Genomic DNA, 23,004 nt, shown 5'->3' with positions numbered 1-23,004 from the left:
CGGCTGAACGCTCTGCGCATGCTGCCAGGTCCTGTCGACCGGCTGAACGCTCTGCGCATGCTGCCAGGTCCTGTCGACCGGCCGAATGCTCTGCGCATGCTGCCAGTTCCCGTTGGCCGGCCGAACCCTGTGCCGCACGCTGACAGGTCCCGCCTGCCGGCTGGGATCTGTCAGGAGCGCTTCCGGCTGAGCCGTCAGGAGGTCTTGTCGACCAGGCGGTAACCAACACCTCGTACGGTCTGGATCAGCTGGTCGTCGTTGTCGCCCAGGCGGGCGCGCAGACGTTTGACGTGTACGGCGATCGTGTTGGTCGAGGTGGTGTCCGTGGAGTTCCAGACATGCCGCATGATCTGCTCGCGGGTCACCGTGCGATGCGCGTTGCGCATCAGGTAGTGCAACAGCTCGAACTCGCGCAACGGCAGGTGGACGGTCCGGCCGTCCACCTTGACCTGGTAGGCGTTCACGTCCAACTCCACCTTGCCGACCACGAGCATCCGGCGGATCCCTGACTCGCCGGTGAACGCGGCCTGCACCAGGGGCAGGAGCTCGGGCACCCGGTACGGCCGGGCCACGCATGCGGTGGCTCCGGCCGCGAGTGCCTGTACGGCCTGCTGAGCATGCCCCTCGCCCACGCCAAGCAGGACGGGGATCGCTCGCGTCAGCCGTACGGCGCGAATGAACTCCACCGCCCCGATGACCGGCAGCGAGGCGCTGACGAGGACGACGTCAGGCCGGAGCGCCCCGGCCTGCAACAGGGCTTGAGCGCCGTCGGTGACGCCCATGACCTCGACACCCTCGCGTTCGAGGGCGGCGGCCAGGTCATGGACCAGCGCCGATTCAGGATCGGCCACCAGCAGCATGGGCGCTGTGCGTGTGTCCCCGTTCACATCAAGTGCCGACTGCGGCTGGATCACCCAGATCCTCCAATATCGGTTTAGCCGAAGCGACCGGTGATGTAATCCTCGGTCGCCTTCTGGGAGGGATTGGTGAAGATCCGGGAGGTGTCGTCCATCTCGACGACGTGACCCGGCTGGCCCTGCCCTGAGAGGTTGAAGAAGGCGGTGCGGTCACTCACTCGCGCTGCCTGCTGCATGTTGTGCGTCACGATGATGATCGTGAACTGATCCTTCAGCTCGGCCATCAGGTCCTCGATCGCCAGTGTGGAGATCGGGTCCAGCGCGGAGCAGGGCTCGTCCATCAGGAGGACCTCGGGCTTGACCGCGATGGCCCTGGCGATGCACAGACGCTGCTGCTGACCGCCGGAGAGGCCGGCACCGGGCTTGTTGAGGCGGTCCTTGACCTCGTTCCAGAGGTTGGAGGACTTCAGCGACTTCTCGACGATGCCGTCAAGGTCGGACTTCGAGTGCCTGCCGTTGAGCCGGAGCCCGGCCGCCACGTTCTCGTAGATCGACATCGTGGGGAACGGGTTGGGGCGCTGGAAGACCATGCCGATCATCCGGCGCACCGCCACCGGCTCGACGTCGGGGGCGTAGAGGTCCTCTCCGTCGAGCAGGACCTTACCCTCCACGCGTGCGCCGGGGATGACCTCGTGCATGCGGTTCAGCGTCCGGAGGAAGGTCGACTTTCCACATCCGGACGGGCCGATGAAGGCGGTGATCGACTGAGGCTCGATGGTCATCGAGATGTCCGCGATCGCCTTGTGCTTTCCGTAGTACGCGTCGAGACCGGAGACCTGAATCTGCTGGCCCATTTCGACTTCCCTTCCTATCGGCCCTTAGCGGGCGAACGCCACCAGCCAATGAGGCGTGCCGCCAGGTTGAGCAGCATGACGATCAGAATGAGCGTGAGCGCTCCGGCCCACGCACGGTCGATGGCGGTGTCCGTCGGACGGGTCGCCTGATCGAAGACGAAGAGCGGCAACCCCATCTGCGGCCCGCTGAAGGGGTCGGTGTTGATGGAGTCGGTGAAGAAGACCGTGAGCAGGAGCGGAGCGGTCTCTCCGGCGACACGGGCGATCGCGAGCATGACGCCGGTCGCGATGCCGGAGAAGGAGGTCGGCAGGACGACCCTGGTGATCGTCCGCCACTTCGGCACGCCCAGTGCGTAGGAGGCCTCGCGTAGGTCGTTCGGGACCAGCAGGAGCATCTCCTCGGCGGAGCGGACCACCGTCGGCATCATCAGGATGGACAAAGCCAGCGCGCCGGCGAAACCGGAGAACGAGAAGCCCAGGACCAGGATCCAGAAGGCCAGGATGAACAGACCGGAAACGACAGAAGGGATGCCGGTCATGACATCCACGAAGAAGCTGATCGCCCGGCTCAGCCGGGTGCCCTGGCCGTACTCCACGAGGTAGATCGCGGTGAGCAGGCCGATGGGGACCGAGATCACCGAGGCCAGCAGGACCTGCTCCAGGGTGCCGACGATGGCGTGGTAGGCACCGCCTCCGGCATCGGTGGCGCCGATGTTGCGCATGGAGTGCGTCAGGAACTCGATGTCGAACCGGGCGAGGCCGTTCTTGATCACCATCCAGAGGACCGCTACGAGCGGTACCACGGCGATGGCGAACGACAGGTAGACAAGGAACTGGACGAGCCGGTCCTTGAACCGCCTGTTGGGGGATATGCGCTGGATCGTGGTCATGAGGCGGCCCCTGAGAACTCCTTGCGACGAGCGACGATCATGCGGGCGCCGGTGTTCACGAGCAACGTGATGATGAACAGCACCAGACCCGACGCGATCAGCGCGCCACGCCCGATCGGAGTGGCCTCGCCGAAGCCGTTGGCGATGTTGGCGGCGATGCTGTTGCCCTGGGGGGTGAGGATCTCGAAGCTGATGCCGAACGTCGCGGGGAAGATGAGCGCGACGGCGATGGTCTCTCCCATGGCCCGGCCGAGACCGAGCATGGCCGCGCTGATGACGCCGGGACGGCCGAACGGCAGGACCGCGACCTTGATCACTTCCCAGCGGGTCGCGCCGAGGGCCAGCGCTGCCTCCTCGTGCATCCTGGGCACCTGGAGGAACACCTCCCGGGAGATCGCCGCGACGATCGGCAGGATCATGACCGCGAGCACGATCGACGCCGTCAGCATCGAGCGGCCCGCGACGAGGTCACCGCCGAACAACGGGATGAATCCCAGATACTCGTTGAGGAACTCGGAGGGCCCCTGCATGAACGGGACGAGGAAGATGACGCCCCAGAGGCCGTAGACGACACTGGGGACGGCGGCCAGCAGGTCGATGACGTATCCCAGGACTCCGGCCATGCGCCGGGGCGCGTAGTGGGAGATGAAGAGCGCCACTCCGACGGCCACCGGCACCGCCATGATCAGTGCGAGAGTCGCGCTGACCACGGTGCCGAACGCCAGAGCCCCGATACCGAAGATCTGGCTGCCGTTCGGCTCCCAGATGAGATCGGTGAAGAAACTCCCCTTGTTGGCCTGCAGTGCCGGGACCGCCTCGACGACGAGGAAGACCCCGATGGCCGCCATGATCACGAGCAGGAAGATCCCGGCGCCGGTGGAGGCGTAACGGAAGGGGGCTTCACCTCGGCTGCGCCGCGAGGCGGATCGGCCCAGGGCCGATCCGCCATCGCGGGTACGAACGGGAGTCGCCATCGGCTAGGAGATCGCCTCGACGGCGGTCTTGACCTTGGTGAGCAGCGCCGCCGGCAGCGGGGCGTAGCCCAGGCTGGTCAGCGCCTGCTGGCCTTCGTCACTGGAGGTGTAGCTCAGGAAGGACTTCACCAGCTTGACCTCTTCGGCCGGCAGGCCCTTCTCGCAGGTGATCTCGTACGTCACCAGGACGATGGGGTAAGCGCCGGCGGCCTGGGTGGCGTAGTCGATGCTCAGCTTGAGGTCGTTGCCCTGGCCGACGACCTCGGCGGCCTCGACCGTCTTGCCCGCGCTCTCAGGGGTCAGCTCGACGAACTCGCCGGAGCCGTTGGCGACCTTGGCCTTCGCCAGGCTGGAGTTCTCGGCGTAGGAGAGTTCCACGTAGCTGATCGCACCGGCGGTGCTCTTGACGGACTGCGCGATGCCGTCGGAGCCCTTGGCGCCCTGGCCCTTGGCCTCGGTCGGCCACGCCTTGGCGGCCTCGTACGGCCACTCGGCGGTCTTGACGAGGAACTTGGTGAAGTTGTCGCTGGTGCCCGACTCGTCCGAGCGGTGGAACGCCTGGATCGGGGTCGAGGGGAGCTTGGCGTCCGGGTTGTCAGCCTTGATCGCCGCGTCGTCCCACTTGGTGATCTTGCTGTCGAAGATGCCACCGATGGTCTTGGGGGAGAGCTGCAGCCCCTCGACACCCGGCAGGTTGTAGACGACGGCCACCGGGCCGGTCACCATCGGGAGGTTGATCGCCTTGCCCGTCTTGCAACGGGCGTCGGCCAGAGCGGGCTCGCCCTTCTCGTCGTTGAGCGCCGAGTCGGAGCCGGCGAACGAGACGGTGCCCTGGATGAACGCCTGGACACCCGCGCCGGAGCCGCTGGGCTGGTAGTTGATGCTCACGCCCGAGTTGGCCTGCTGGAAGCTCTTCTTCCATTCGTCCATGGCGTTCGCCTGTGCCGAGGAGCCCGCAGCGTTGATCGTGCCGCTGAGACCGGCGTCGGATCCGGCCGCAGGGGCCGCGGCGCTGCTGCTGGAGGTGTCGGTGCTGGCGGTGTTGTTATCGGTGCCGCACGCAGCGAGCGAAAGCGCGCCGACAAGGGTGACCGCGGCGAGCCGGCCTGCATACTTCACGGTTGGGTTCCTCCCATTAAGTCCTTCAACATTCAGGACAGTAGGGAGGCAAGATGACTCAAAACCCATATAAAGATGAACGGAAAATGAATGGCCCCGGTCGCAGTCGTGGCGATCATTTGGGCGAGTTTTGGGGTGTGAGAACGGGTCGCTCGGGCCTGGTCGGCCCTGAGGGGCCTCAGGGGGTCCCGGGTGGCCTGAGCTCCCGGTTAACCCTTTCGGTGGGTTCTGGGTGGGTTTGGGGAGGCCCGGGAGGCCCTGTGGGCGGTCCGGGGGTCTGGAGGCAACCCCATGGCGCCCGAAGGGCTCCCAGGCGGCCCTCTGGGAGGTCCGCGGGGGCTCCGAAGGGGCTTCCCTAGACGGGGAGCGTGAGCGGGCCGCTGCCGAGGCGCTTGAGGACTTCGCCGTGCAGCGAGCCGTTGCTGCAGAGCAGGCTGCCTCCGTCGATGTCGGGGACCCCGGACAGATCGGTCCAGATGCCACCGGCCTCCTCGACGATCACGGTCAGCGCCGCGATGTCCCAGGGGGAGAGCTCGGGCTCCGCCGACATGTCGACCGCGCCCTCGGCGACCAGCATGTGCGACCAGAAGTCGCCGTACGCGCGGCTGCGCCAGATGGACCGGTTGAGATCGAGGAACTCGTCGAGCTTGCCGGCCTCCTCCCAGCCGCCGAGGCTGGAGTAGGAGAGCGAGGCGTCCTGCAGTTTGGTGACGGAGGAGACCTGGCAGCGGGTGGCCTTGGTGAGGCTCTTGCCGGTCCAGGCGCCGCTGTCGCGAGCGGCCCACCAGCGGCGGCCGAGCGCGGGGGCGGAGACCAGGCCCACGACGACGCGGCCCTGGTCCATCAGGGCGATGAGCGTGGCCCAGACGGGAACGCCGCGGACGTAGTTCTTGGTGCCGTCGATGGGATCGACGATCCATGAACGGTCGCCGTAACCGGTCTTGCCGAACTCCTCGCCGATCACCGCGTCCCTCGGGCGCGCCCGGCTGAGGGTGCCGCGGATCGCCTCCTCGACGGCCTGGTCGGCATCGCTCACCGGCGTGAGGTCCGGTTTGGTCTCGACCCGCAGGTCCATGGCCTTGAACCGGCGCATGGTCAGGTCATCGGCGGCGTCGGCCATGACGTGGGCGAGGCGCAGATCGTCGTTGTAACCCGTCACGGAGGGCAACGCTATCGTGCCGAAGGTCGGTTATAGGAGAGCAGGGATCAAGAGGGGGAATTGTGTCGCGTCACACCACTTGGAAAGCCCACGAGGGGACTGGTCCTCACAGGGCGGTGGAAGCACGACCGTAAGGAGGCGAAGTGCCCCAGCGCGGCGAGTCTGGAGCCTCCACGCCCACGCGGTCACCTGACGCCCCGCGTATCCACGAGACACCCGGCGTCTCCGCACCCACGCGGTCACCTGACGCCTCCGTATCCACGGGACACCCGGCGTCTCGGCACCCACTCGGTAGCCTGGCGCCCCCGTATCCACAGGACGCCTGGTGTCTCCCGCGCCCACTCGCTCACCTGACGTCTCCCGTATCCACAGGTCGCCGATGTCTCCCACATCTACACGGCCACCTGGCGTCTTCCGCGTCCACGCGGTCGCATGATGTCTTCCGTGCCCATTCGGTCACCTGATTTCTCCCGCGTCCACACGCGCCGCCTGACATCTCCCGTATCCAGGCGATCGATGGGATGGCCATGAGACATTCGTCGGGCTCTCGTGTTACCGATCAGTAGAATTTTCGTGTTACCGGCCAGTAGCATTCGGGACATGACCTTCGACGTGGGTGCCTTCATGCTGCAGAGCGTTCCGTTCGCGAGGACGCTGGACATCTCCTTCGACAAGGTGGAACCGGGGTTCGCGGTCGCCCGCATGCCCGACCGCCCCGATCTGCACAACCATGTGGGCGGTCCGCACGCCGGAGCCCTGTTCAGCCTCGCCGAGTCGGCCTCCGGCGCCGCGATGCTCTCGGCCTTCGGCGATCAGCTGTCGCGGGCGACCCCTCTGGCCGCGAACGCGGCGATCCGTTATGTCAAGCTCGCGATGGGAGAGGCCGTCGCCGAGGCGCGTCTCCTGGGCTCCCGCGAGGAGGTCGTGGCCAAGCTGGACGCGGGTGAGCGCCCCGAGTTCGAGGTCGCCGTCGAGATCAGGACCACCGACGGCACCCTCGTCTCCGAGATGACCGTCGTCTGGACCCTGCGCCTCAACCGTTGACCGTCCGAACCCCGCGAGCCGGCCGTCGGGCGACGGGGCCCCGCGCTTCAATCGTTGCCTCCGGACCGCGTACCTGGCCGTCGGTCGGCTGGACCTCGCGTCCCGGCCGTCGGCCGACGGGACCTTGCGCCTCAACCGTTGACCGCCGGAATCCCGCGACCCGGCCGGCTGGGCCCCGCGTCTCACCGGGCCTGTGGCCCGGCTGTCAGCCGCCCGGGCTCTCCGGCTCGACCGCGTGGTCGTCGTCCGGGGTCCCCTCGCGGCTGGCGAGCAGGCGGCGCAGTGAGACGAGCCGGGCGGGGTCGGCGTGGCCGGCCGCCACCCAGGCGTCCAGGGCGCACTCCTCGCTGAGATGGTTGCAGCCCTTGGGGCACTGGATGCTTCCCTCAAGAAGGTCGGGGAAGCCGGCGAGGACGGTCTCGACCGAGACGTGGGCCAGGCCGAAGCTGCGCACGCCCGGGGTGTCGATGATCCAGCCCCCGTCGGGGAGCTCCAGGGCCACGGCCGAGCTGGAGGTGTGCCGACCCCGGCCCGTCACCGCGTTGACGTGGGAGACGGCCCGGTTGGCATCCGGTACGAGGGCGTTGACCAACGTGGACTTTCCCACGCCCGAGTGGCCGACGAGCACGCTGATCCGGCCTCGCAGGCGTTCTCTGATCTCGTCCAGGGTGCTGCCCTTCTGGAGCACCACGTACGGCACGCCGAGGGGGGAGTAGAGCGACACCAACTCGTCGGGTGAGGCGAGGTCGGACTTGGTGAGACAGAGCATCGGCTCGATGTCGGCGTCGAAGGCGGCGACGAGCATCCGGTCGATCATGCGGGGCCGGGGCGGCGGGTCGGCCAGGGCCGTCACGATCACGAGCTGGTCGGCGTTGGCTACCACGGGACGCTCGATGCCGTCGGTGTTGTCGGTGTCGTCCGCGGAGCGGCGGAGCATCGAGGTGCGGGGCTCCACGCGGACGACACGGGCCAGCGTGTCGGCCATGCCGGAGATGTCGCCCACCAGGGCCACCCGGTCACCGACCACGATTCCCTTGCGGCCGAGCTCCCTGGCCTTCATGGCGACCACGACCCGGCCGCTCATGGTGGCGCCCTCCAGGTGGTCCTTCTTGCGGCGGCGGCCCTTCTCGCCCTCCGACTCGATCAGGCATGTGTAGCGACCCCGGTCGACCGCCACCACGAACCCCGAGACCGCCTCTTCGTGCGCAGGCCGAATACGGGTCCGGGGCCTGGAGCCCTTTCCCGGCCTGATCCTTACGTCATCCTCGTCGTATTCGCGCTTTTTCAGCTTCTTCGCCTTCTCAGACCCGGGGCGCCCTCGTTTGAGCAGCCACAACGGTCACTCGACACTATCGGGCATTTCTCAGGGCCTACCTGACGGTAAGCCATCACCGCGCACCCACCGCGTACTTCATCGTGCGCCGCGCAGCATGTCCGTCCACATGGAGGCGAACTCGGGAAGAGTCTTACCCGTGGTGGCGATGTTCTCCACCTCGACGCCGGGCACGGCCAGGCCGATCACCGCGCCCGCGGTGGCCATCCGATGGTCGTCATAGGAGTGGAAGACCCCGCCGGTGAGGGGGCGCGGCCGGATCTCCAGGCCGTCCTCGGTCTCGTTCGCGTCGCCGCCGAGGCCGTTGACCTCGGCGACCAGTGCGGCCAGCCGGTCGGTCTCGTGCCCGCGGATGTGGGCGACGCCGCGGATCCGGCTCGGGGAGTCGGCCAGGGCCGCGAGGGCGACGATCGTCGGCGTCAGCTCCGCCACGTCACGCAGGTCCGCGTCTATGCCGGTGATCCGCCCGGTGCCGGTGACCGCCAGCCCGCCGGGCGTGCTCTCCACCGAGGCGCCCATGTCCGCCAGCAGCGTGCGGAGCTGGTCGCCCGGCTGGGTGGTCTGCGAGGGCCAGCCGGGGATGGTGACCGTGCCGCCGGTGACCATGGCGGCGCTCAGGAACGGCGCCGCGTTGGACAGGTCGGGCTCCACGGTGAAGTCTCTGGCCCCGATCGGGCCCGGCTCGACCCGCCAGACGTCGGGCTCGGAGTCGTCGACCCGGACGCCGAACTCGCGGAGCATCTGGACGGTCATCTGGATGTGCGGCTGCGAGGGGATCGGGGGGCCGTCGTGCCGTACGGTCACGCCCTTCTCGAACCGCGCCGCGGCCAGCAGCAGACCGGAGAGGAACTGGGAGGAGCCGGAGGCGTCGAGCCTGACCTCTCCACCCGTCAGCGGACCCCTGACGGTGAACGGCAGCGCGTCGCCCGACACCTCGGCGCCGAGGGCGCGCAGGGCGCGCAGGATCACCGCCATCGGACGCTTGCGCGCGTGCGGGTCGCCGTCGAAGAACACCTCGCCGTCGGCCAGGGCCGCCACCGGCGGCACGAACCGCATCACGGTGCCCGCGAGCCCCACGTCGATCCGCGCGCCGCCGGTGACGGGGCCGGGAACGATCGACCAGTCGACGCTGGAGGCGCTCTCGTTGGAGGGGCTCATCGTGGCGCCGAGCGCCCGCAGCGCGTCCGCCATCAGATCGGCGTCCCTGCTGCGCAGCGCCAGCCGTACCGTGCCGGGACCGTCGGCCAGGGCGGCGAGCAGCAGCGCGCGATTGGTCACGGACTTCGACCCGGGCAGGGGGACGGTCGCACGGACGGGTTCGGTCGCGGTCGGTGCGGGCCACAGCGGAGCGGACATGGCCAAAAGCCTACCGGGGGGATCACCCCGTGCCCTCGAACGCGTGGCAAGGTGGAGATATGTGCGGGAGATACGCGTCTGCGCGGGCCAAGCAGGAGTTGCTGGAGACGTTCGAGGTCGAGGTCGACGGGGCGGCCGAGGAGGAGCTCCGGCCCGACTACAACGTCGCGCCGACCAAACCGGTCTACGCGGTGATGAGCCGCACGCCCAAGGCGAATCCGGACGGCAGGGCGGTACGGCAGCTCAGGGTGGTCCGGTGGGGTCTGGTCCCGGCCTGGGCGAAGGATCCGTCCATCGGCTCGAAGATGATCAATGCGCGGGTGGAGACGGTCGCCGAGAAGCCGTCGTTCCGCAAGGCGTTCGCGGAGCGCCGCTGCCTGCTTCCCGCGGACGGCTACTTCGAATGGGCCGTGCTGGACGAGGCCAAGGCGGCCGACACGCCCGGGAAACCGGGCAAGCCGAAAAAGCAGCCCTACTTCATCCAGCCGGCCGACGGCGAGGTCATGGCCATGGCGGGGCTGTACGAATTCTGGCGGGACCGGAGCCGGGCCGACGACGACCCGCTCGCGTGGATGGTGACCTGCGCGGTCATCACGACCTCGGCCGAAGATGAGCTGGGCAGGATCCACGACCGGATGCCGATGCTGATCGAGCACGACCGCTGGGCCGACTGGCTCGATCCCGGGGCGCCCGACGCGCGGGAGTTCCTGATCCCCGCGATCGCCACGAAAATGAAGGCGTATCCGGTCTCCACGGCGGTGAACTCGGTGCGCAACAACGGCCCCGAGCTTCTGGAGCCGCTGCAAGAAGGGGAAGGCGACGGCCGGCCGCTCTTCTGAACGACGTTTTCAGCCGGGGCGGGAAGCGGGGGCGACCGCTCGCGGGAAGCAGGCGCCCCTGCCCGCGATGCGATCGCGCGCTCTCCCGCAGGGTCAGACATTCTCCTGACTTTTTGTTGATATTAGGAAACGCTCTGTGATCGGTGTAAAACCGAGCTCAAATGGGCATCCGGTGGGAAAGCGGTGTCTCAGAGTGAGAGCACCGTCGCAGAACTCACCCCCTGCCGCCTGACGGGAGAACCGGGGAATCCCCTCACAGGCCGCTCCCGATTCCCGGAGGTGCGGATTCGTGGACAACGCGACCGCGCGTAAGCGCCTGGAGAACACACTCGCCGAGCTCGACCGGTCCATCGGGGTCCTGGGGGGAGATCCCCAGGCGGTGTGGGACCGGTCCGGGGCGGATGCGGGATCCACCCTGACCGACACCGATCGCAACCGGGCCATGCTGGACGTGGCCATGCGGCAGCGCCGCTCGGTGCTCGCGGCGCTCCAGCGGATGGACGACGGGAGCTACGGCCTCTGCACGGACTGCGGCGGGTCCGTTCCCGCGGGCAGGCTCGAGGCGCGCCCCGAGGCCGCCCGCTGCGTGCAGTGCCAGTCCAAGCGCGAGCGCAGACGCTGACGCGGGTCAGACACGCCGGGCACTCGCGACCAGATGGATGCCCACCGTGTCGTCGTCGTCCCGGTGGGCGTCCAGCTCGGTGTTGACCAGCCAGGTGAGGGCGCGCGAGTCGGCGGCGAGCACGTGGTCGACCGTCGAGGGGGACAGCACCGTGCGGGACCGTACCCACTCGACCTCCAGCCCGGCCTCGGTGAGCAACTCACGGAGCTGGCCGCTGCTGAAACACCGGGTGATGCTGCCGTCGGGCCAGGGCACGAGCATGACCTCGCCCGTCTGGCGCAGATGAGCCCAGTAGTTCTGCTCGGCGAGGATCGCCATCCCCAGCACCAGGGAGTCGACGCAGATCAGCGCCCGGCCGCCGGGGCGCAGGACCCGGGCGATGTCGCCGACCGCGGACTCGGCCATGAGCTCCACCGACATCGCGCGCTCCTCGGCGAGTACGGCGTCCATGCTGGAGTCGGGCAGGAAACGCAGGTCGTCGGCACGGACCTGGCGGACCTTGGAGGCGTCGTGCAGCAGCGGGCCCTCCGCGGATCGGCGGAAGTCGACCATCTCGATGACCCGATGCCCCGCCTTCGCCGCCTGGGAGGCCCAGCGGCCCCTTCCGCAGGACATGTCGAGGATGGTGGAAGGACTCTTCGGCAGCCATCGGTTCAGCTGCTCGGCCACGACCGCGTGGTAAAAGGTCCAGTACGGCCCGAGCGTTCCTGAGCCGTTCAGCTCTTCGGCCGGGATGGGCAGCACAAGCAGCTCCTGGCTTCGGGGGATCCGGTGAATTCAGATACCTACCGGTACGTATCTTTTTCCCCGTACCGGGTCGTTCGTCACCTTCTATCTTGCGGGAACAGATGCTTGGGCGAGCGTGTTGCAAGCGGACAACGCACGATCCTTTCGGAGGTTGGCAAGCGAATGCTCGCGTTGATCGAACCCATCAGCCGCCCCGGCGATCGGTCTCTCCCTGATGAGCGGGTATCCTCCGCTCAGTACGGTGTCCCGCGCCAGCAGGGCTCCGGCGATCTTAAGGGGGTGGGTCCGGTCCCTGCGACAGACGAGGAGACTCTGGAGCAGCGGAGCATACGGTTCGAGCGGGATGTTATGCCCTATCTCGACCAGCTCTACTCCGCCGCGCTTCGGATGACCCGGAACCCAGCGGACGCCGAAGACCTCCTTCAAGAGACCTTCGCCAAGGCTTTCGCGTCTTTCCATCAGTTCCAGGAAGGCACGAACCTCAAGGCATGGCTTTACCGCATCCTCACCAACACTTTCATCAACAGTTACCGTAAGAAGCAGCGGGAGCCCAAGCAGTCGGGTGCCGAGGAGATCGAGGACTGGCAGCTCGCCAGGGCCGAGTCCCACACCTCGGCCGGGCTGAAGTCGGCGGAGCTCGAGGCACTCGAGCACCTTCCCGACAGCGACGTGAAGCAGGCGCTCGCCGCGCTTCCCGAGGAGTTCCGCATCGCGGTCTATCTGGCCGACGTTGAGGGCTTCCCCTACAAGGAGATCGCGGACATCATGGGGACCCCTATCGGGACCGTGATGTCGCGGCTTCACCGTGGCCGTCGCCAGCTGCGGATCCAGCTCGAGGACTACGCGCGTGAGCGTGGTCTGGTTCCCGCGGAGGGTGCGAAGTGAGCGAGCGTGGCAGGCAGGGCAGGCAGGGCGGACTCGTGGGCGCGGGGCCCAGGGGCAGGGTGATCGTATGAGCTGCGGAAATCACCACGACATCGACTGCCGCGAGATCCTGGACAAGGTCTACACCTACCTGGACGGCGAGCTCGACGAGAACAACTGCGGTGACATCCGCCACCACCTCGACGAGTGCCACCCCTGCCTGAAGGAGTACGGCCTGGAGCAGGTCGTCAAACAGCTCGTCGCCAAGCACTGCGGTTGCGATCAAGCCTCGGACGACCTGCGCGCGAAAGTCCTCAGCCGGATCGCGCAGGTCCGCTCCGAGCTGGCCCGCTGACCTCCTAAGATCTCTCGTACGGCCATGGCCATACGAAGACATGGGGGTTCAGCATGCGGATACTCGTCACCGGCGGAGCGGGATTCATCGGGTCGAACCTGGTGGATCGGCTGCTGGCGGATGGGCACGAGGTCGCGGTCGTGGACGACCTGTCCGGCGGCGACCGCGCCAACCTCGTCGACGCGGCGCAGAGCCCTCGTTTCGCGCTGCACGTGATGGACATCCGTGACCCCGCGCTGATCGGCCTGGCCGCCGAGTGGAAGCCCGAGGTCATCTGCCACCTCGCCGCGCAGGTCAGCGTGCGCAGGAGCGTGGCCGATCCCGTCCACGACGCCCGGCTCAACGTCGAGGGCACCGCCTCCGTTCTCACCGCCGCCCATCACGGTGGCACCCGCAAGGTCATCCTCGCCTCTTCGGTCGCCGTCTACGGCAGGCCCGCGGTCATCCCGGTCCCCGCGGACGCGGCGACCGACCCGCGCTCGCCGTACGCGGCCTCCAAGCTCAGCGCGGAGACCTACCTCGCCACCTTCAAGGCGCTCTACGACATCGACTACACCGCACTGGTGCTCTCCAACGTCTACGGCCCGCGCCAGTCGCCCGACGGCGAGGCGGGAGTGGTCGCCATCTTCACCGACGCGCTGCTCAAGGGCACCCCCACCGTGGTGTACGGCGACGGCGGCCAGACCCGCGACTACGTCTTCGTCGACGACGTGGTGGATGGTTTCGTCCGTGCCTGCGGTGACGAGGGGAACGGCCGCCGGTTCAACTTGGGCACCGGCGTGGAGACCTCCGACCGGAGGCTGCACTCCCTGGTGGCCGGGGCGGCGGGGGCCGCCGACGAGCCGGCCGACGCCGAGGCGCGCCTGGGCGACCTGCCGGCGATGGCCGTGGATCCGGCTCCCGCGCTCGAAGGGCTCGGCTGGCGCCCCCAGACGGATCTGGCCACCGGCCTCAAGGCCACGGTGGAGTGGGCCAGGACCCGCCTCTCGGCCCGTTAGACGACCTCAATCGCCGTCACACCGGTCGCAAATGGCAGCATAACGACACCGGCGAGTGACTTTTAGTGACGTATTGATTACACTTTGCTCGCGATTCTCGGTCTCTCCCTCCACGCCCGGCTCACTTCTGTAGCCTGAGTGCGAAATCGACGTGGAGGCAGCGCATGTTAAAGGAAACGGTCAACCCGGTACAACCTGGGATCTCCTGGACCTAAGCGCGCGCTCGTGGGATCCAAAGGTGGCCGCTTTGCGTGGACTGCCGTGGTTTGCCAAGGTTTATCTTGCCCTGGTCATCGGAGCTGCGTTCGCGCTGCTCGGGCACAGTGCGGTGGTGGGCGGTCGGCTTGAGCGGCTCGACTGGTCCACCCTGTTGGTGCTGGCTCTGCTGTTCCTGGTGTGCGAGTCGGTGCCGACCCTGCTGAACGTCCGGCAGGCCGCGGTGTCGGTCAGTTTCTCGGCCGTGCTCGCCGCGGTGGTGCTCGTCGGCCCGGAGGGCGCGGCGCTGGTCGGCATGACGGCCGTCTTCAGCGTGCGCCCGGGGCTGCCGCTGGTGAAGCGCCTGTTCAACAGCGCCCAGTTCGCGATCTGCGGTTATGTTGCGGGCTGGGTCTACCAACGGTTGCTGGGCGGCCGGCTCGTCACCCCGACGATCGCCGGGTTCGACGACCTGATCGTGCCCTTCGCGGGCGCGGCCGCGGTGTTCGTGCCGCTCAACTTCATCCTGATCGCGCTCGTGCTCGTGGTGACCGGTCAGGCCGACCAGGTGCCGCTGCGCGGCCTGGCCCAGTTTCTGGTCTCCTACCTGGGCTACGCCACCTTCGGGCTGCTGATCGCCGGGCTGTGGGCGACGGTCAACTCGATCGCCGCGGTGCTCGTGCTGCTCCCGCTGTTCGTCGCCCGCTGGGCCTTCGGCCAGTATCTCGCGCAGCAGCGTTCCTACGACGCCACGATCGCCGCGCTCTGCCAGGCGGTGGAGACCAAGGACTACTACACGCGGGGCCACTGCACCCGCGTCTCGCTGGCCTCCGGCATGATCGCCCAGGAGATCGGCATGGGGCCCGAGCGGCTGCGGGCGATCCGCTACGCCGGGATGCTGCACGACGTGGGAAAGCTGGGCGTGCCGACCAAGGTGCTGCAGAAGGACGGCCCGCTCACCGAGGAGGAGTACGCCGCCATCCAGCTCCACCCGATGCGCGGGCTGGAGATCGTGCGGGGCATCGACTTCCTGGACGAGGCGTTCGCCGGGATCATGCACCACCACGAACGGCAGGACGGCAAGGGCTACCCGATGGGGCTGGCCGGAGACGAGGTCCCGGAGTTCGCCAGGATCATCGCGGTGGCCGACGCCTTCGACTCGATGACCTCCGACCGCTCCTACCGTAACGCCCGCCCGGTGGAGGTCGCCATGGCCGAGCTCCGTAAGAACGCCGGCAGCCAGTTCGATCCGGTGATGGTCACCGCCTTCATCAAGGCCATCGACCGCGACGGCTGGGAGCCTCCGCGCAAGGTCGTCACGCCTCCGGCCGACGCGGTGCAGACCGCCACCAAGGATCACGACGACCCGACCATGCCCATCCAGGTGGTGTCCGAACGATGAGCGGTCCTTCGGGAGTTCGGGCCTTTCAAGGACTCGACTCCGGTCAGCTCCTTCTGATCTGCGCCGCCGGCCTTCTGGCGGTGGCCGGGGTGGCGCACACGGCCGCGACCGGACTGGTCGATCCCGAGATCGCCCTCGGCTTCGGCGCGTTGATCGCGGCGGGAGAGCTGGCCAGGCTCACGATGCCCGGCAACCGGGAGGTGGCGCCGATCGGCGCCGCCGCCGCACTCGGCTACACGCTTCTGCTGGACATGGGCGGCGTCCCGGCAGGTCATTCGGCCCTCCAGGTCGTCGCGGTGCTGGCGGTCGGCATGGTCACCGGCGCTCTGCCCCACCTCGCCGTGGGCCGTCAGCCCAGGCTGGACGCGATGGCGCGCCGGCTGCTCACCGGCGCTCTGCTGGCGCTGGCCTACAGGCCACTGGCCGGATCGCTGTTCACCCTGGCGGAGGGGGGCGAGGGCAACTGGTGGCCCGCGCTCGCGGTGATGGTCCTGCTCATCCTGGTCATGGTGCTGGTCGACGTGCTGCTGGCCGCGGTCCTGCGGGCCGAGCAGGTGCGAGCGGCCTTCGGGGTGGCCGTCCGCGACGAGATGCGCATGGCCGCGCCGCTGGGAGCCGCGGTCGCGGCCTCCGGCATCCTGCTCGCGCTCGCCTCGCACAGCATGGACATGGCCGCCCTGCTGGTGTTCGCCGCGCCGTTGCTGGTCACCCAGGTCGCCTTCCGCAAATACGCCGGGATCCGTGCCACCTATCTCCAGACGGTCAGGGCGCTGTCACGGGTCACCGAGGTCGGAGGCTACGTCGAGCCCGGGCACTCCCGCCGGGTGAGCCGCCTGGCGGTGGCGGTCGGGCGGGAGCTCGGCACGGCCGAGCCCGAGCTGCTGGAGCTGGAGTACGCCGCGCTCATGCACGACATCGGCCAGCTCTCGCTGCACGACCCGATCCCCGGTGGCGCCACGGTGCTCACCGACCCCGAGCAGGCGCGGCGCATCGCCGAACTGGGCGCGGAGGTGATCCGGCAGACCGGTGTACTGGACCGGGTGGCCGAGATCGTCCGGCGCCAGTGCGACACCTGCGCCGAGACGCCGCCGCTGGCCAGCCGCATCATCAAGGCGGCCAACGCCTACGACGACCTGGTCGGCGGTTCCAGCGACCGAGACCGCGCGGGAGCCGCTCTCGAGCGGCTCCGCCTCGGCTCCGGCGGCGAGTATGATCCGACCGTCGTCGAGGCGATGGCGCGAGTGATCGACAGGATGGCTCCGCTACACCGCCTCTGAGGAGGCTCCGGTCTCGCACCGTCGCAGGTTTCCGTGGTGGATTTCCAGGTGGAAGAGCCCAAGAACAACCTGTCGTTCCGCGCGGAGCCGCTGGAACACTCCGGAGCTCACCGACGGAAGCTGCGACACGGAGCCGGTCTCCCGTATGAGGGCATGATCAGGCTTTTCTGGCACAGTTGAACCACAGCGAGTGATGGGAGTTCCCGGTGGCTGAAGTACGCGCTGAGATGGTGGCAAATGTCTGGAAAATCCTCGTGGCCGAGGGTGACACCGTTGCGGAGGGTGACGCCCTGGTGATCCTTGAGTCCATGAAGATGGAGATCCCCGTTCTTACCGAGGACGAAGGTGTGATCTCTCAGCTCAAGGTGGCCGAGGGTGACGTCATCCAGGAGGGTGACCTCATCGCCGTCATCGAGTAGGCGTATGACGGTCCGGGTCACCGCCGTACGGCGGGCTTTCGCCTCATCGGCGCCGGCGGGTCCGGAGTCCCGGGGAAGAACACCGCCCGCGGGGGCGGGCGGTGAGGGCGGTGTGATCGGGCTGGATGCCGTCGAGCCGGGCCGTTAGCGAGCGGCGGTCAGCGAGCGAGTTTCGCGAGGAAGCGCTCACGGTCGACGACCACGCGCTCGATCGTGCCGACGGCGACGGTGGTGTGCCGATCGCGTGCGGTGAAGCCGAAGACCAGGCGGCGGCCGTCGACCTCGGTGAGCTCGGCGGTGATCTCGACGTGGGTGCCGATCAGGCTGCCCGCCAGGTGCTCCAGAACGACCTTGGTGCCCACGGAGGTCTGGCCGGGGTCGAGAGCGCCCGCCACCGCCTGGATGGTGGCCTGCTCGGCGAGGGCGAGCATGCGGGGAGTGGCCAGCACGGGGACGTCCCCGCTGCCGAGCTTCATCGCGGTGTCCGACTTCTCGACCATCGTGAGGAGCTGGGAGCGCAGGCCGGGAGTGAGCGTCATGCGCGCCAGCATAGGAGACCGGAAGCGAACGTCATGCGTGCCGGGGCGGGAGACCAGGAGTGATTGTCATACGTGCCGGGGCGGGAGACCGGGGGTGAACGTGCGTGTCGTGGTGGGGGAGTGGAAGTGAGCGTCGCGCGTGTCGGCGTAGGGTCTGACCGTGACCTTCTACTGTGATCACTGCGGCCGTCGGGCCGATGAGGGCGACCACGCCGCCTGCCTCGCCGCCCGTGCGATGGAGCCGCCCCGCTACTGTGCCCGCTGCCGTCGCCGGATGGTGGTCCAGGTGACCCCCGGCGGCTGGTCCGCACGCTGCGCCGAACACGGCTCGCTGAGCGGCTGAACGTCGGCTGTGCCGAATATGACCTACGGCGTTTGACGCCGGCTGTGCCGAATCCGGCCTGTGGCGCTTGATGTCGGCCGCGCCGAACACGGGTCGAACATGGCTTGTGGCGGCCGGCGCCGGCTGTGCCGAATCCGGCTGTGCCGAATCGGGCCTGTGGCGCTTGATGTCGGCCGCGCCGAGTACGGGTCGAACATGGCTTGTGGCGGCCGGCGCCGGCTGTGCCGGGTACGGGTGGCCGATGCCGGCTGTGTCAGGGTGCGGCCCGATGAGTGGCCGATCTCACTCTCATCACCCAGGGGCGGTTCTACTCTGCTCCCATTTGTAGTGAATTGATCATATTTGTCTACTTCCTAGATCTATGTTCGCTTTGAACGGTCTTGTACGCATCTAGGGAGTTCGATAAGGTGTCGCGGGTCTGTTGCCACGGGTGTCGGGGCAGTCCGTGGTGGGTTGTTTCCGGTGGGAGGCTTGGGCATCTCTGGGGCAGAGGTGTGCAAGGTGTACAAGTAACCCTAAAAGCGCTGAGTTTTGTGCGATGCTACGGCACGCGTCTTGTTCGCGACCTGGACGGCACGCAGGGTTTCGTTACTTTCTCGTCACCCTGCCGCGATACAAATCCGCTTTGTTGAGAATTCTGAGGCGGGAGTGGAGAGGGTTACGGGGGAGCCATGGTGGCCCAAGGCACGACGCTGGCGGCGCGGTACCGTTTAGACACCCGCATCGGCGCCGGTGGTATGGGCGAGGTGTGGCGGGGTGAGGACATCGTCTTGGCCCGCACCGTCGCCGTCAAGGTGCTGCTCCCCGGCCGTACGGACGATCCGGGATTCCTGGTGCGTTTCCAGGGCGAGGCCCGGGCGATGGCGACGATCAACCATCCGGGAGTCGTGGACGTCTACGACTACGGGATTCACGAGGTGCCCGGCGCGGGGGCGACGGCATACCTGGTGATGAAGTTCGTGGACGGCGAACCGCTGGACCGCCTCCTCGGGAGGCTGGGCAGCATCGCCCCCGCCGCGGCGATGGATCTCATCGCCCAGGCGGCCTCGGCGATGCAGGCCGTGCACGACCAGGGCATCGTCCACCGGGACATCAAGCCGGGCAACCTCCTGGTGCGGTCGGACGGCACGCTCGTGCTGACCGACTTCGGCATCGCCAGGTCCGATGCGGCCAGCCGGCTGACCGACGCGGGCATGGTGCTCGGCACCGCCGCCTACTGCGCGCCCGAGCAGGCCGAGGGCGCGCCCGTCACCCCCGCGGTGGACATCTACGCGCTGGGCGTGGTGGCCTACGAGTGCCTGGCCGGACGGCGCCCGTTCGAGGGCGACACACCGGTCACGGTCGCGCTCAAGCACATCCGCGAGATGCCGCCCCCGCTGCCCCAGCACGTTCCGCCCGCGATCCGGGCCCTGGTGGAGCGGTCCCTGGCCAAGGACCCGGCCCGGCGATTCCCCAGCGCCATGGCCATGAGCGCCGCCGCGAGACAGTCGATCCTCGGGCTGGGCCCCGAGGAGGTGTCGGACCTACAGCCGTCACACCAGGCCGGGGGCGCGCGGGAGACCGGCTGGCAGTCGGCGCAGTCGGTGCAGACGGGCTGGCAGGGACAGACGGTCGCGGCGGGAGCCCCAGGCTGGCAGGAGCAGGCATCCGCGAGTGCCCAGACCGGCTGGCAGCCGCCCCCGAACGCCCAGACGGGCTGGCAGGGATCCGTCGCGGCGCAGACGGGCGGCTGGCAGGGGGCCGGGACGTCCGGGGCGACACCGTCCGCGGTTCCGGCCATCGAGCCCGTCTCCAACGGGCAGGGTCGCCGCGCCGCGAAGAAGCCGCGCAGCAAGGGCATGCTGGTGGCCATGTCCGCGACGGCGGGCGTGGTGTGTGTCGGCCTCGTCGCGTTGGCGATCAACGGATTGGCGTCCGCCGCGCCGAAGGACCCCCAGACGATGCCCGCGCCGCCCAGCGCGAGTCAGCCGTCGAAGCCCACTCAGACGCAGGCGGCGAAGAAGACGGTGCCGTACGTCATGGGCCTGTCGCCGGAGAGGGCCCAGATGCTGCTCAAGGAGGAGGGCCTGAGGGCGACGGTCATTCCGAGCGCCGGCGTCGACATGTCGCAGTGCACGAAGGTGGTCCGTCAGAATCCCGAGGCCAAGACCCAGTGGGATCCCAAGCGGAAGGTGCAGATCGTGGTCGATGCCTGTCCGCCACAGGAGACCGCTGCGGCGGCCCTTCCGCCATCCCTGGACTTTCCCGCTCCGCCGGCCGGTAAGGCGGGGGAGCGTTACCGCCTCTCGCTGGCCGTCGACGGTGGCGTCGAGCCGTACGCCTGGTCGCTCGCCTCGGGCAGCCTGCCGCAGGGCATCACCTTGAACCTCTCCACCGGCATGCTGTCGGGCACTCCGCTCAAGGCCGGCATCTACTCCTTCACCGTGATGGTGACGGACAACGAGAACGCGAGCGCCACCCAGGCGGTCAGACTGATCATCTCCCCCAAGCCGACCCCCACGCCGACTCCTGCGCCGGTGGTGAAGAAGAAGGTGCCGGACGTCGTGGGCCAGACGCCGGATGCGGCCAAGGCGATGCTTGCCAAGGCGGGCCTGAAGGTGACGGTCTCCGAGAGCTCCGACATCGATCACTCGCAGTGCCTGACGGTGGCACAGCAGGACCCCGGCGCGAACGTCATGTGGGACAGCAAGAAGCCGGTGGACATCACGGTGATCAGCAAGCCGTGCCCGCCGTCCGCCACGCCGACCCCGACGCCCACCTCCTAGGCGTCGGTGGCGGGGCGGGGAGCACGGTGACCGTGCTCCCCGCCGACACATCGCCCACTGCCGGGGCAGCCGTGAGAAACACCGTGGTCGTACGGCTCGCCGACACGTCGTCCCGGCGTCCACCGCCGGGACGACCGCGAGGGATGCCGTGGTCGTACGGCTCGCCGACGCACCCTCCCCGGGCCTCGATACCGCCGCGGGGAGCATGGTGGTCGCCGGCGCGTCGCGCCGGTGCCCATTTCCTAGATGCCGGTGGTGTTGCGGGGATAGGCGATGGAGGGGTCGGTGGCGATGTTCACCATGTACGGCACGCCGGAGTCGAACGCGCGGCGCAGCGCCGGGCCGATCTCCGACGGGTCGGTGACGAACTCGCCGCCGCCGCCGAGCGCGGTCACCACCTGGTCGTAGCGGCACTGCGGCTGGAGCTCGGCGGCCACGTCGTAGCCGTAGAGCATCTGCATGGGGTGCTTCTCCAGCCCCCAGATGCCGTTGTTGCCGCAGATCATCACGACCGGCAGGCGGTGCCGGACGAGCGTGTCGACGTCCATCAGCGAGAAACCCGCCGCGCCGTCGCCGAGCAGCAGCACGACCTGCGAGGACGGCCGGGCCAGCCGGGCGGCGATGGCGTAGCCCAGGCCCGTGCCCAGGCAGCCGTACGGGCCGGGGTCGAGCCAGTTTCCGGGGCGCTTGGTCTCGATGTATTTGCCCGCGTAGGAGACGAAGTCGCCGCCGTCGCCGATCACCACGGCGTCGTCGGCGAGGAGCTTGTTGAGCTCGCCGTAGATCCGCATCGGGTGGATCGGGTCGGAGTCGGACGCCAGCAGGCCGACGTCCCCCGCGACGGCATACGAGGCGGCCTCGGCCAGCTTCGCCAGCCACGGCGCGTAGGCCTTGGGGGACACGCCCGCTTCGGCGCAGGCCGTACCGAGGACCCAGAAGACCAGCGACAGGTCACCGGCGGCGGCGCCGGCGGGATCCATGTGCGTGGTCAGCTGCGAGGCCGCGTCGGCCAGGTGCACGACCTTGGCGAGCGGGGCGCCGTCCTTGCCGCCGAACCAGCCGTAACCGAGGCGGAAGTCGACGGGGGTGCCCACCACGATCACCAGGTCGGCCTGGGAGAACGCCGTCCCCCTGGCCCGGGTGACCAGGAGCTCGTGTCCCGCGGACAGGATGCCGCGGCCCTGGCCGTTGAGGATGACCGGCAGGCGGTATTCCTCGGCGAAGCTTCTGGCGACCTCCTCGGCGCGGTCCATCCACACGTCCGAGCCCAGCACCAGCACCGGCCGCTCGGCCTCGGCGAGCAGCCGGGCGATCTCGGCGATCGCGTCGGGGTCCGGCTCCAGCGGTGACGGGCTCAGCGTCTCGGTGGCCTCTTCGAGCGGGGGCGCCGCCGAGAACAGGTGGTCCATGTGGAAGTCGAGGAAGACCGGGCCGCGGTGCGGGGCGAGGGCCGTACGGAAGGCCATCTCCACGTCCTGGCCGATGGAGTCGGCGCCCGAGCCGGTGAAGGCGAGCTTGGTGATCGGTGCGAACAGCGGCGGGTGGTCGATCTCCTGCAGCGCACCGGAGCCCCAGCGCGACTGTGGCGCCCGGCCTCCCATGATCACAACTGGAGAGCCGTTGAAATGGGCGGTGGCGACGCCGCTGACGCCGTTGGTGATGCCGGGGCCGGCGGTGAGCACGGCCAGCCCGGGTTTGCGGGTCAGGCGGGCGGTCGCCTCGGCGGCGAAGACCGCGCTCTGCTCATGCCGGACATCCAGGATGGGCATGCCCTCGTGGACCGCTCCGTCGTAGAGGGGGAAGACGTGGCCGCCGGACAGGGTGAACATGGTCTCGATGCCGTAGGCCTTGGAGACGGCGACGGCGATGTCGCCTGCATGCTTGGGAGACTCCATAGCGCGCAACCTACCAGTCAGTTATTTGGCGGGACAGGGAATGCTCCCCCTGCCCGCAATCCCCTCATCCGAACGGCCCCCTCCACCAGGGGGAGATCGCAGGCCGATGGGAACGGCCTGCGTTACGGTCATCCGGCCACCGCGTCGAATGTCCGGAT

Annotated in this window: 22 protein-coding genes; 11 read left to right on the top strand and 11 right to left on the bottom strand. The window is 68.6% G+C overall.

Going from position 1 to position 23,004, the window contains the following annotated elements:
- Positions 1 to 194: 194 nt before the first annotated feature.
- From DKM19_RS40315 to hisN, 6 genes are all read right to left on the bottom strand, one after another.
- Complete coding sequence (locus DKM19_RS40315; RefSeq protein ID WP_089213581.1) at positions 195 to 914, bottom strand: response regulator transcription factor; 720 nt, start codon at positions 912 to 914, stop codon at positions 195 to 197.
- Between the two features lie 20 nt (positions 915 to 934).
- On the bottom strand, positions 935 to 1,711 hold the full coding sequence (pstB, locus tag DKM19_RS40310) for a phosphate ABC transporter ATP-binding protein PstB (protein WP_110703369.1): 777 nt from the start codon (positions 1,709 to 1,711) through the stop codon (positions 935 to 937).
- Positions 1,712 to 1,725: 14 nt separating this feature from the next.
- A complete protein-coding gene (gene pstA / locus DKM19_RS40305; protein ID WP_110703366.1) occupies positions 1,726 to 2,601 on the bottom strand; it encodes a phosphate ABC transporter permease PstA in 876 nt (291 codons plus the stop codon).
- Positions 2,598 to 3,575: a phosphate ABC transporter permease subunit PstC gene (gene pstC / locus DKM19_RS40300; protein WP_110703363.1), complete on the bottom strand. Its 978-nt coding sequence runs from the start codon at positions 3,573 to 3,575 to the stop codon at positions 2,598 to 2,600. The genes pstA and pstC overlap by 4 nt, the downstream gene beginning before the upstream one ends.
- 3 nt (positions 3,576 to 3,578) lie before the next feature.
- Positions 3,579 to 4,694 (bottom strand): phosphate ABC transporter substrate-binding protein PstS, encoded by a 1,116-nt coding sequence (gene pstS, locus DKM19_RS40295; protein ID WP_204358444.1) that lies wholly within the window; start codon positions 4,692 to 4,694, stop codon positions 3,579 to 3,581.
- Between the two features lie 355 nt (positions 4,695 to 5,049).
- Positions 5,050 to 5,853: a histidinol-phosphatase gene (gene hisN / locus DKM19_RS40290; protein WP_110706330.1), complete on the bottom strand. Its 804-nt coding sequence runs from the start codon at positions 5,851 to 5,853 to the stop codon at positions 5,050 to 5,052.
- Positions 5,854 to 6,453: 600 nt separating this feature from the next.
- Here hisN and DKM19_RS40285 point away from each other — a divergent pair.
- Positions 6,454 to 6,897 carry a DUF4442 domain-containing protein gene (locus DKM19_RS40285; RefSeq protein ID WP_110703357.1) on the top strand — a complete coding sequence of 148 codons (444 nt, stop codon included), beginning with the start codon at positions 6,454 to 6,456 and terminating at the stop codon, positions 6,895 to 6,897.
- A gap of 205 nt (positions 6,898 to 7,102) precedes the next feature.
- On the opposite strand, the gene rsgA is transcribed toward DKM19_RS40285, so the two are convergent.
- Together rsgA and aroA are read right to left on the bottom strand one after the other, a co-directional pair.
- Positions 7,103 to 8,185 (bottom strand): ribosome small subunit-dependent GTPase A, encoded by a 1,083-nt coding sequence (gene rsgA / locus DKM19_RS40280; protein WP_110706329.1) that lies wholly within the window; start codon positions 8,183 to 8,185, stop codon positions 7,103 to 7,105.
- 123 nt (positions 8,186 to 8,308) lie between these two features.
- Positions 8,309 to 9,586 (bottom strand): 3-phosphoshikimate 1-carboxyvinyltransferase, encoded by a 1,278-nt coding sequence (aroA, locus tag DKM19_RS40275; protein ID WP_204358443.1) that lies wholly within the window; start codon positions 9,584 to 9,586, stop codon positions 8,309 to 8,311.
- Positions 9,587 to 9,645: 59 nt separating this feature from the next.
- Between aroA and DKM19_RS40270 the strand changes: the two genes are divergently transcribed.
- Both DKM19_RS40270 and DKM19_RS40265 read left to right on the top strand, forming a co-directional pair.
- On the top strand, positions 9,646 to 10,425 hold the full coding sequence (locus tag DKM19_RS40270) for an SOS response-associated peptidase (protein WP_110703352.1): 780 nt from the start codon (positions 9,646 to 9,648) through the stop codon (positions 10,423 to 10,425).
- Between the two features lie 289 nt (positions 10,426 to 10,714).
- Positions 10,715 to 11,047: a TraR/DksA C4-type zinc finger protein gene (locus DKM19_RS40265; protein ID WP_110703349.1), complete on the top strand. Its 333-nt coding sequence runs from the start codon at positions 10,715 to 10,717 to the stop codon at positions 11,045 to 11,047.
- A 6-nt stretch (positions 11,048 to 11,053) separates the two neighbouring features.
- Here DKM19_RS40265 and DKM19_RS40260 read toward each other — a convergent pair whose 3' ends face one another.
- Positions 11,054 to 11,791: a class I SAM-dependent methyltransferase gene (locus DKM19_RS40260; protein ID WP_110703346.1), complete on the bottom strand. Its 738-nt coding sequence runs from the start codon at positions 11,789 to 11,791 to the stop codon at positions 11,054 to 11,056.
- Positions 11,792 to 12,142: 351 nt separating this feature from the next.
- Here DKM19_RS40260 and DKM19_RS40255 point away from each other — a divergent pair, with 351 nt between their 5' ends.
- From DKM19_RS40255 to DKM19_RS40230, 6 genes are all read left to right on the top strand, one after another.
- Positions 12,143 to 12,679, top strand: coding sequence for a sigma-70 family RNA polymerase sigma factor (locus DKM19_RS40255; protein WP_239514519.1), 537 nt, complete (start codon positions 12,143 to 12,145; stop codon positions 12,677 to 12,679).
- Positions 12,680 to 12,746: 67 nt separating this feature from the next.
- The gene (gene rsrA / locus DKM19_RS40250) at positions 12,747 to 13,013 is read left to right on the top strand and encodes a mycothiol system anti-sigma-R factor (protein WP_089213592.1); all 267 of its coding nucleotides are present in this window, start codon (positions 12,747 to 12,749) and stop codon (positions 13,011 to 13,013) included.
- Between the two features lie 53 nt (positions 13,014 to 13,066).
- Positions 13,067 to 14,011 carry an NAD-dependent epimerase/dehydratase family protein gene (locus DKM19_RS40245; protein WP_110703343.1) on the top strand — a complete coding sequence of 315 codons (945 nt, stop codon included), beginning with the start codon at positions 13,067 to 13,069 and terminating at the stop codon, positions 14,009 to 14,011.
- 247 nt (positions 14,012 to 14,258) lie between these two features.
- A complete protein-coding gene (locus DKM19_RS40240) occupies positions 14,259 to 15,608 on the top strand; it encodes an HD-GYP domain-containing protein (protein WP_204359237.1) in 1,350 nt (449 codons plus the stop codon).
- Complete coding sequence (locus DKM19_RS40235; RefSeq protein WP_110703338.1) at positions 15,605 to 16,885, top strand: HD-GYP domain-containing protein; 1,281 nt, start codon at positions 15,605 to 15,607, stop codon at positions 16,883 to 16,885. The genes DKM19_RS40240 and DKM19_RS40235 overlap by 4 nt, the downstream gene beginning before the upstream one ends.
- A gap of 206 nt (positions 16,886 to 17,091) precedes the next feature.
- The gene (locus DKM19_RS40230; RefSeq protein WP_162642121.1) at positions 17,092 to 17,304 is read left to right on the top strand and encodes a biotin/lipoyl-binding carrier protein; all 213 of its coding nucleotides are present in this window, start codon (positions 17,092 to 17,094) and stop codon (positions 17,302 to 17,304) included.
- A 158-nt stretch (positions 17,305 to 17,462) separates the two neighbouring features.
- Here the strand turns inward: DKM19_RS40230 and DKM19_RS40225 are convergent, their stop codons facing one another.
- Positions 17,463 to 17,843, bottom strand: coding sequence for a thioesterase family protein (locus DKM19_RS40225; protein ID WP_239513851.1), 381 nt, complete (start codon positions 17,841 to 17,843; stop codon positions 17,463 to 17,465).
- Between the two features lie 160 nt (positions 17,844 to 18,003).
- Here DKM19_RS40225 and DKM19_RS40220 point away from each other — a divergent pair, with 160 nt between their 5' ends.
- Both DKM19_RS40220 and DKM19_RS40215 read left to right on the top strand, forming a co-directional pair.
- On the top strand, positions 18,004 to 18,186 hold the full coding sequence (locus DKM19_RS40220) for a hypothetical protein (RefSeq protein ID WP_110703329.1): 183 nt from the start codon (positions 18,004 to 18,006) through the stop codon (positions 18,184 to 18,186).
- Positions 18,187 to 18,857: 671 nt separating this feature from the next.
- On the top strand, positions 18,858 to 20,951 hold the full coding sequence (locus DKM19_RS40215; protein ID WP_110703326.1) for a serine/threonine-protein kinase: 2,094 nt from the start codon (positions 18,858 to 18,860) through the stop codon (positions 20,949 to 20,951).
- Between the two features lie 242 nt (positions 20,952 to 21,193).
- Here DKM19_RS40215 and DKM19_RS40210 read toward each other — a convergent pair whose 3' ends face one another.
- Positions 21,194 to 22,846, bottom strand: a complete 1,653-nt coding sequence (locus tag DKM19_RS40210; RefSeq protein WP_110703323.1) for an acetolactate synthase — start codon at positions 22,844 to 22,846, stop codon at positions 21,194 to 21,196.
- Positions 22,847 to 23,004 lie beyond the last annotated feature (158 nt).

The organism is Streptosporangium sp. 'caverna' (genome assembly GCF_003203775.1).
Taxonomy (GTDB): domain Bacteria; phylum Actinomycetota; class Actinomycetes; order Streptosporangiales; family Streptosporangiaceae; genus Streptosporangium; species Streptosporangium subroseum.
Note: the sequence above shows the minus strand (reverse complement) of the source record. Positions and strands in the feature narration are given on the sequence as shown.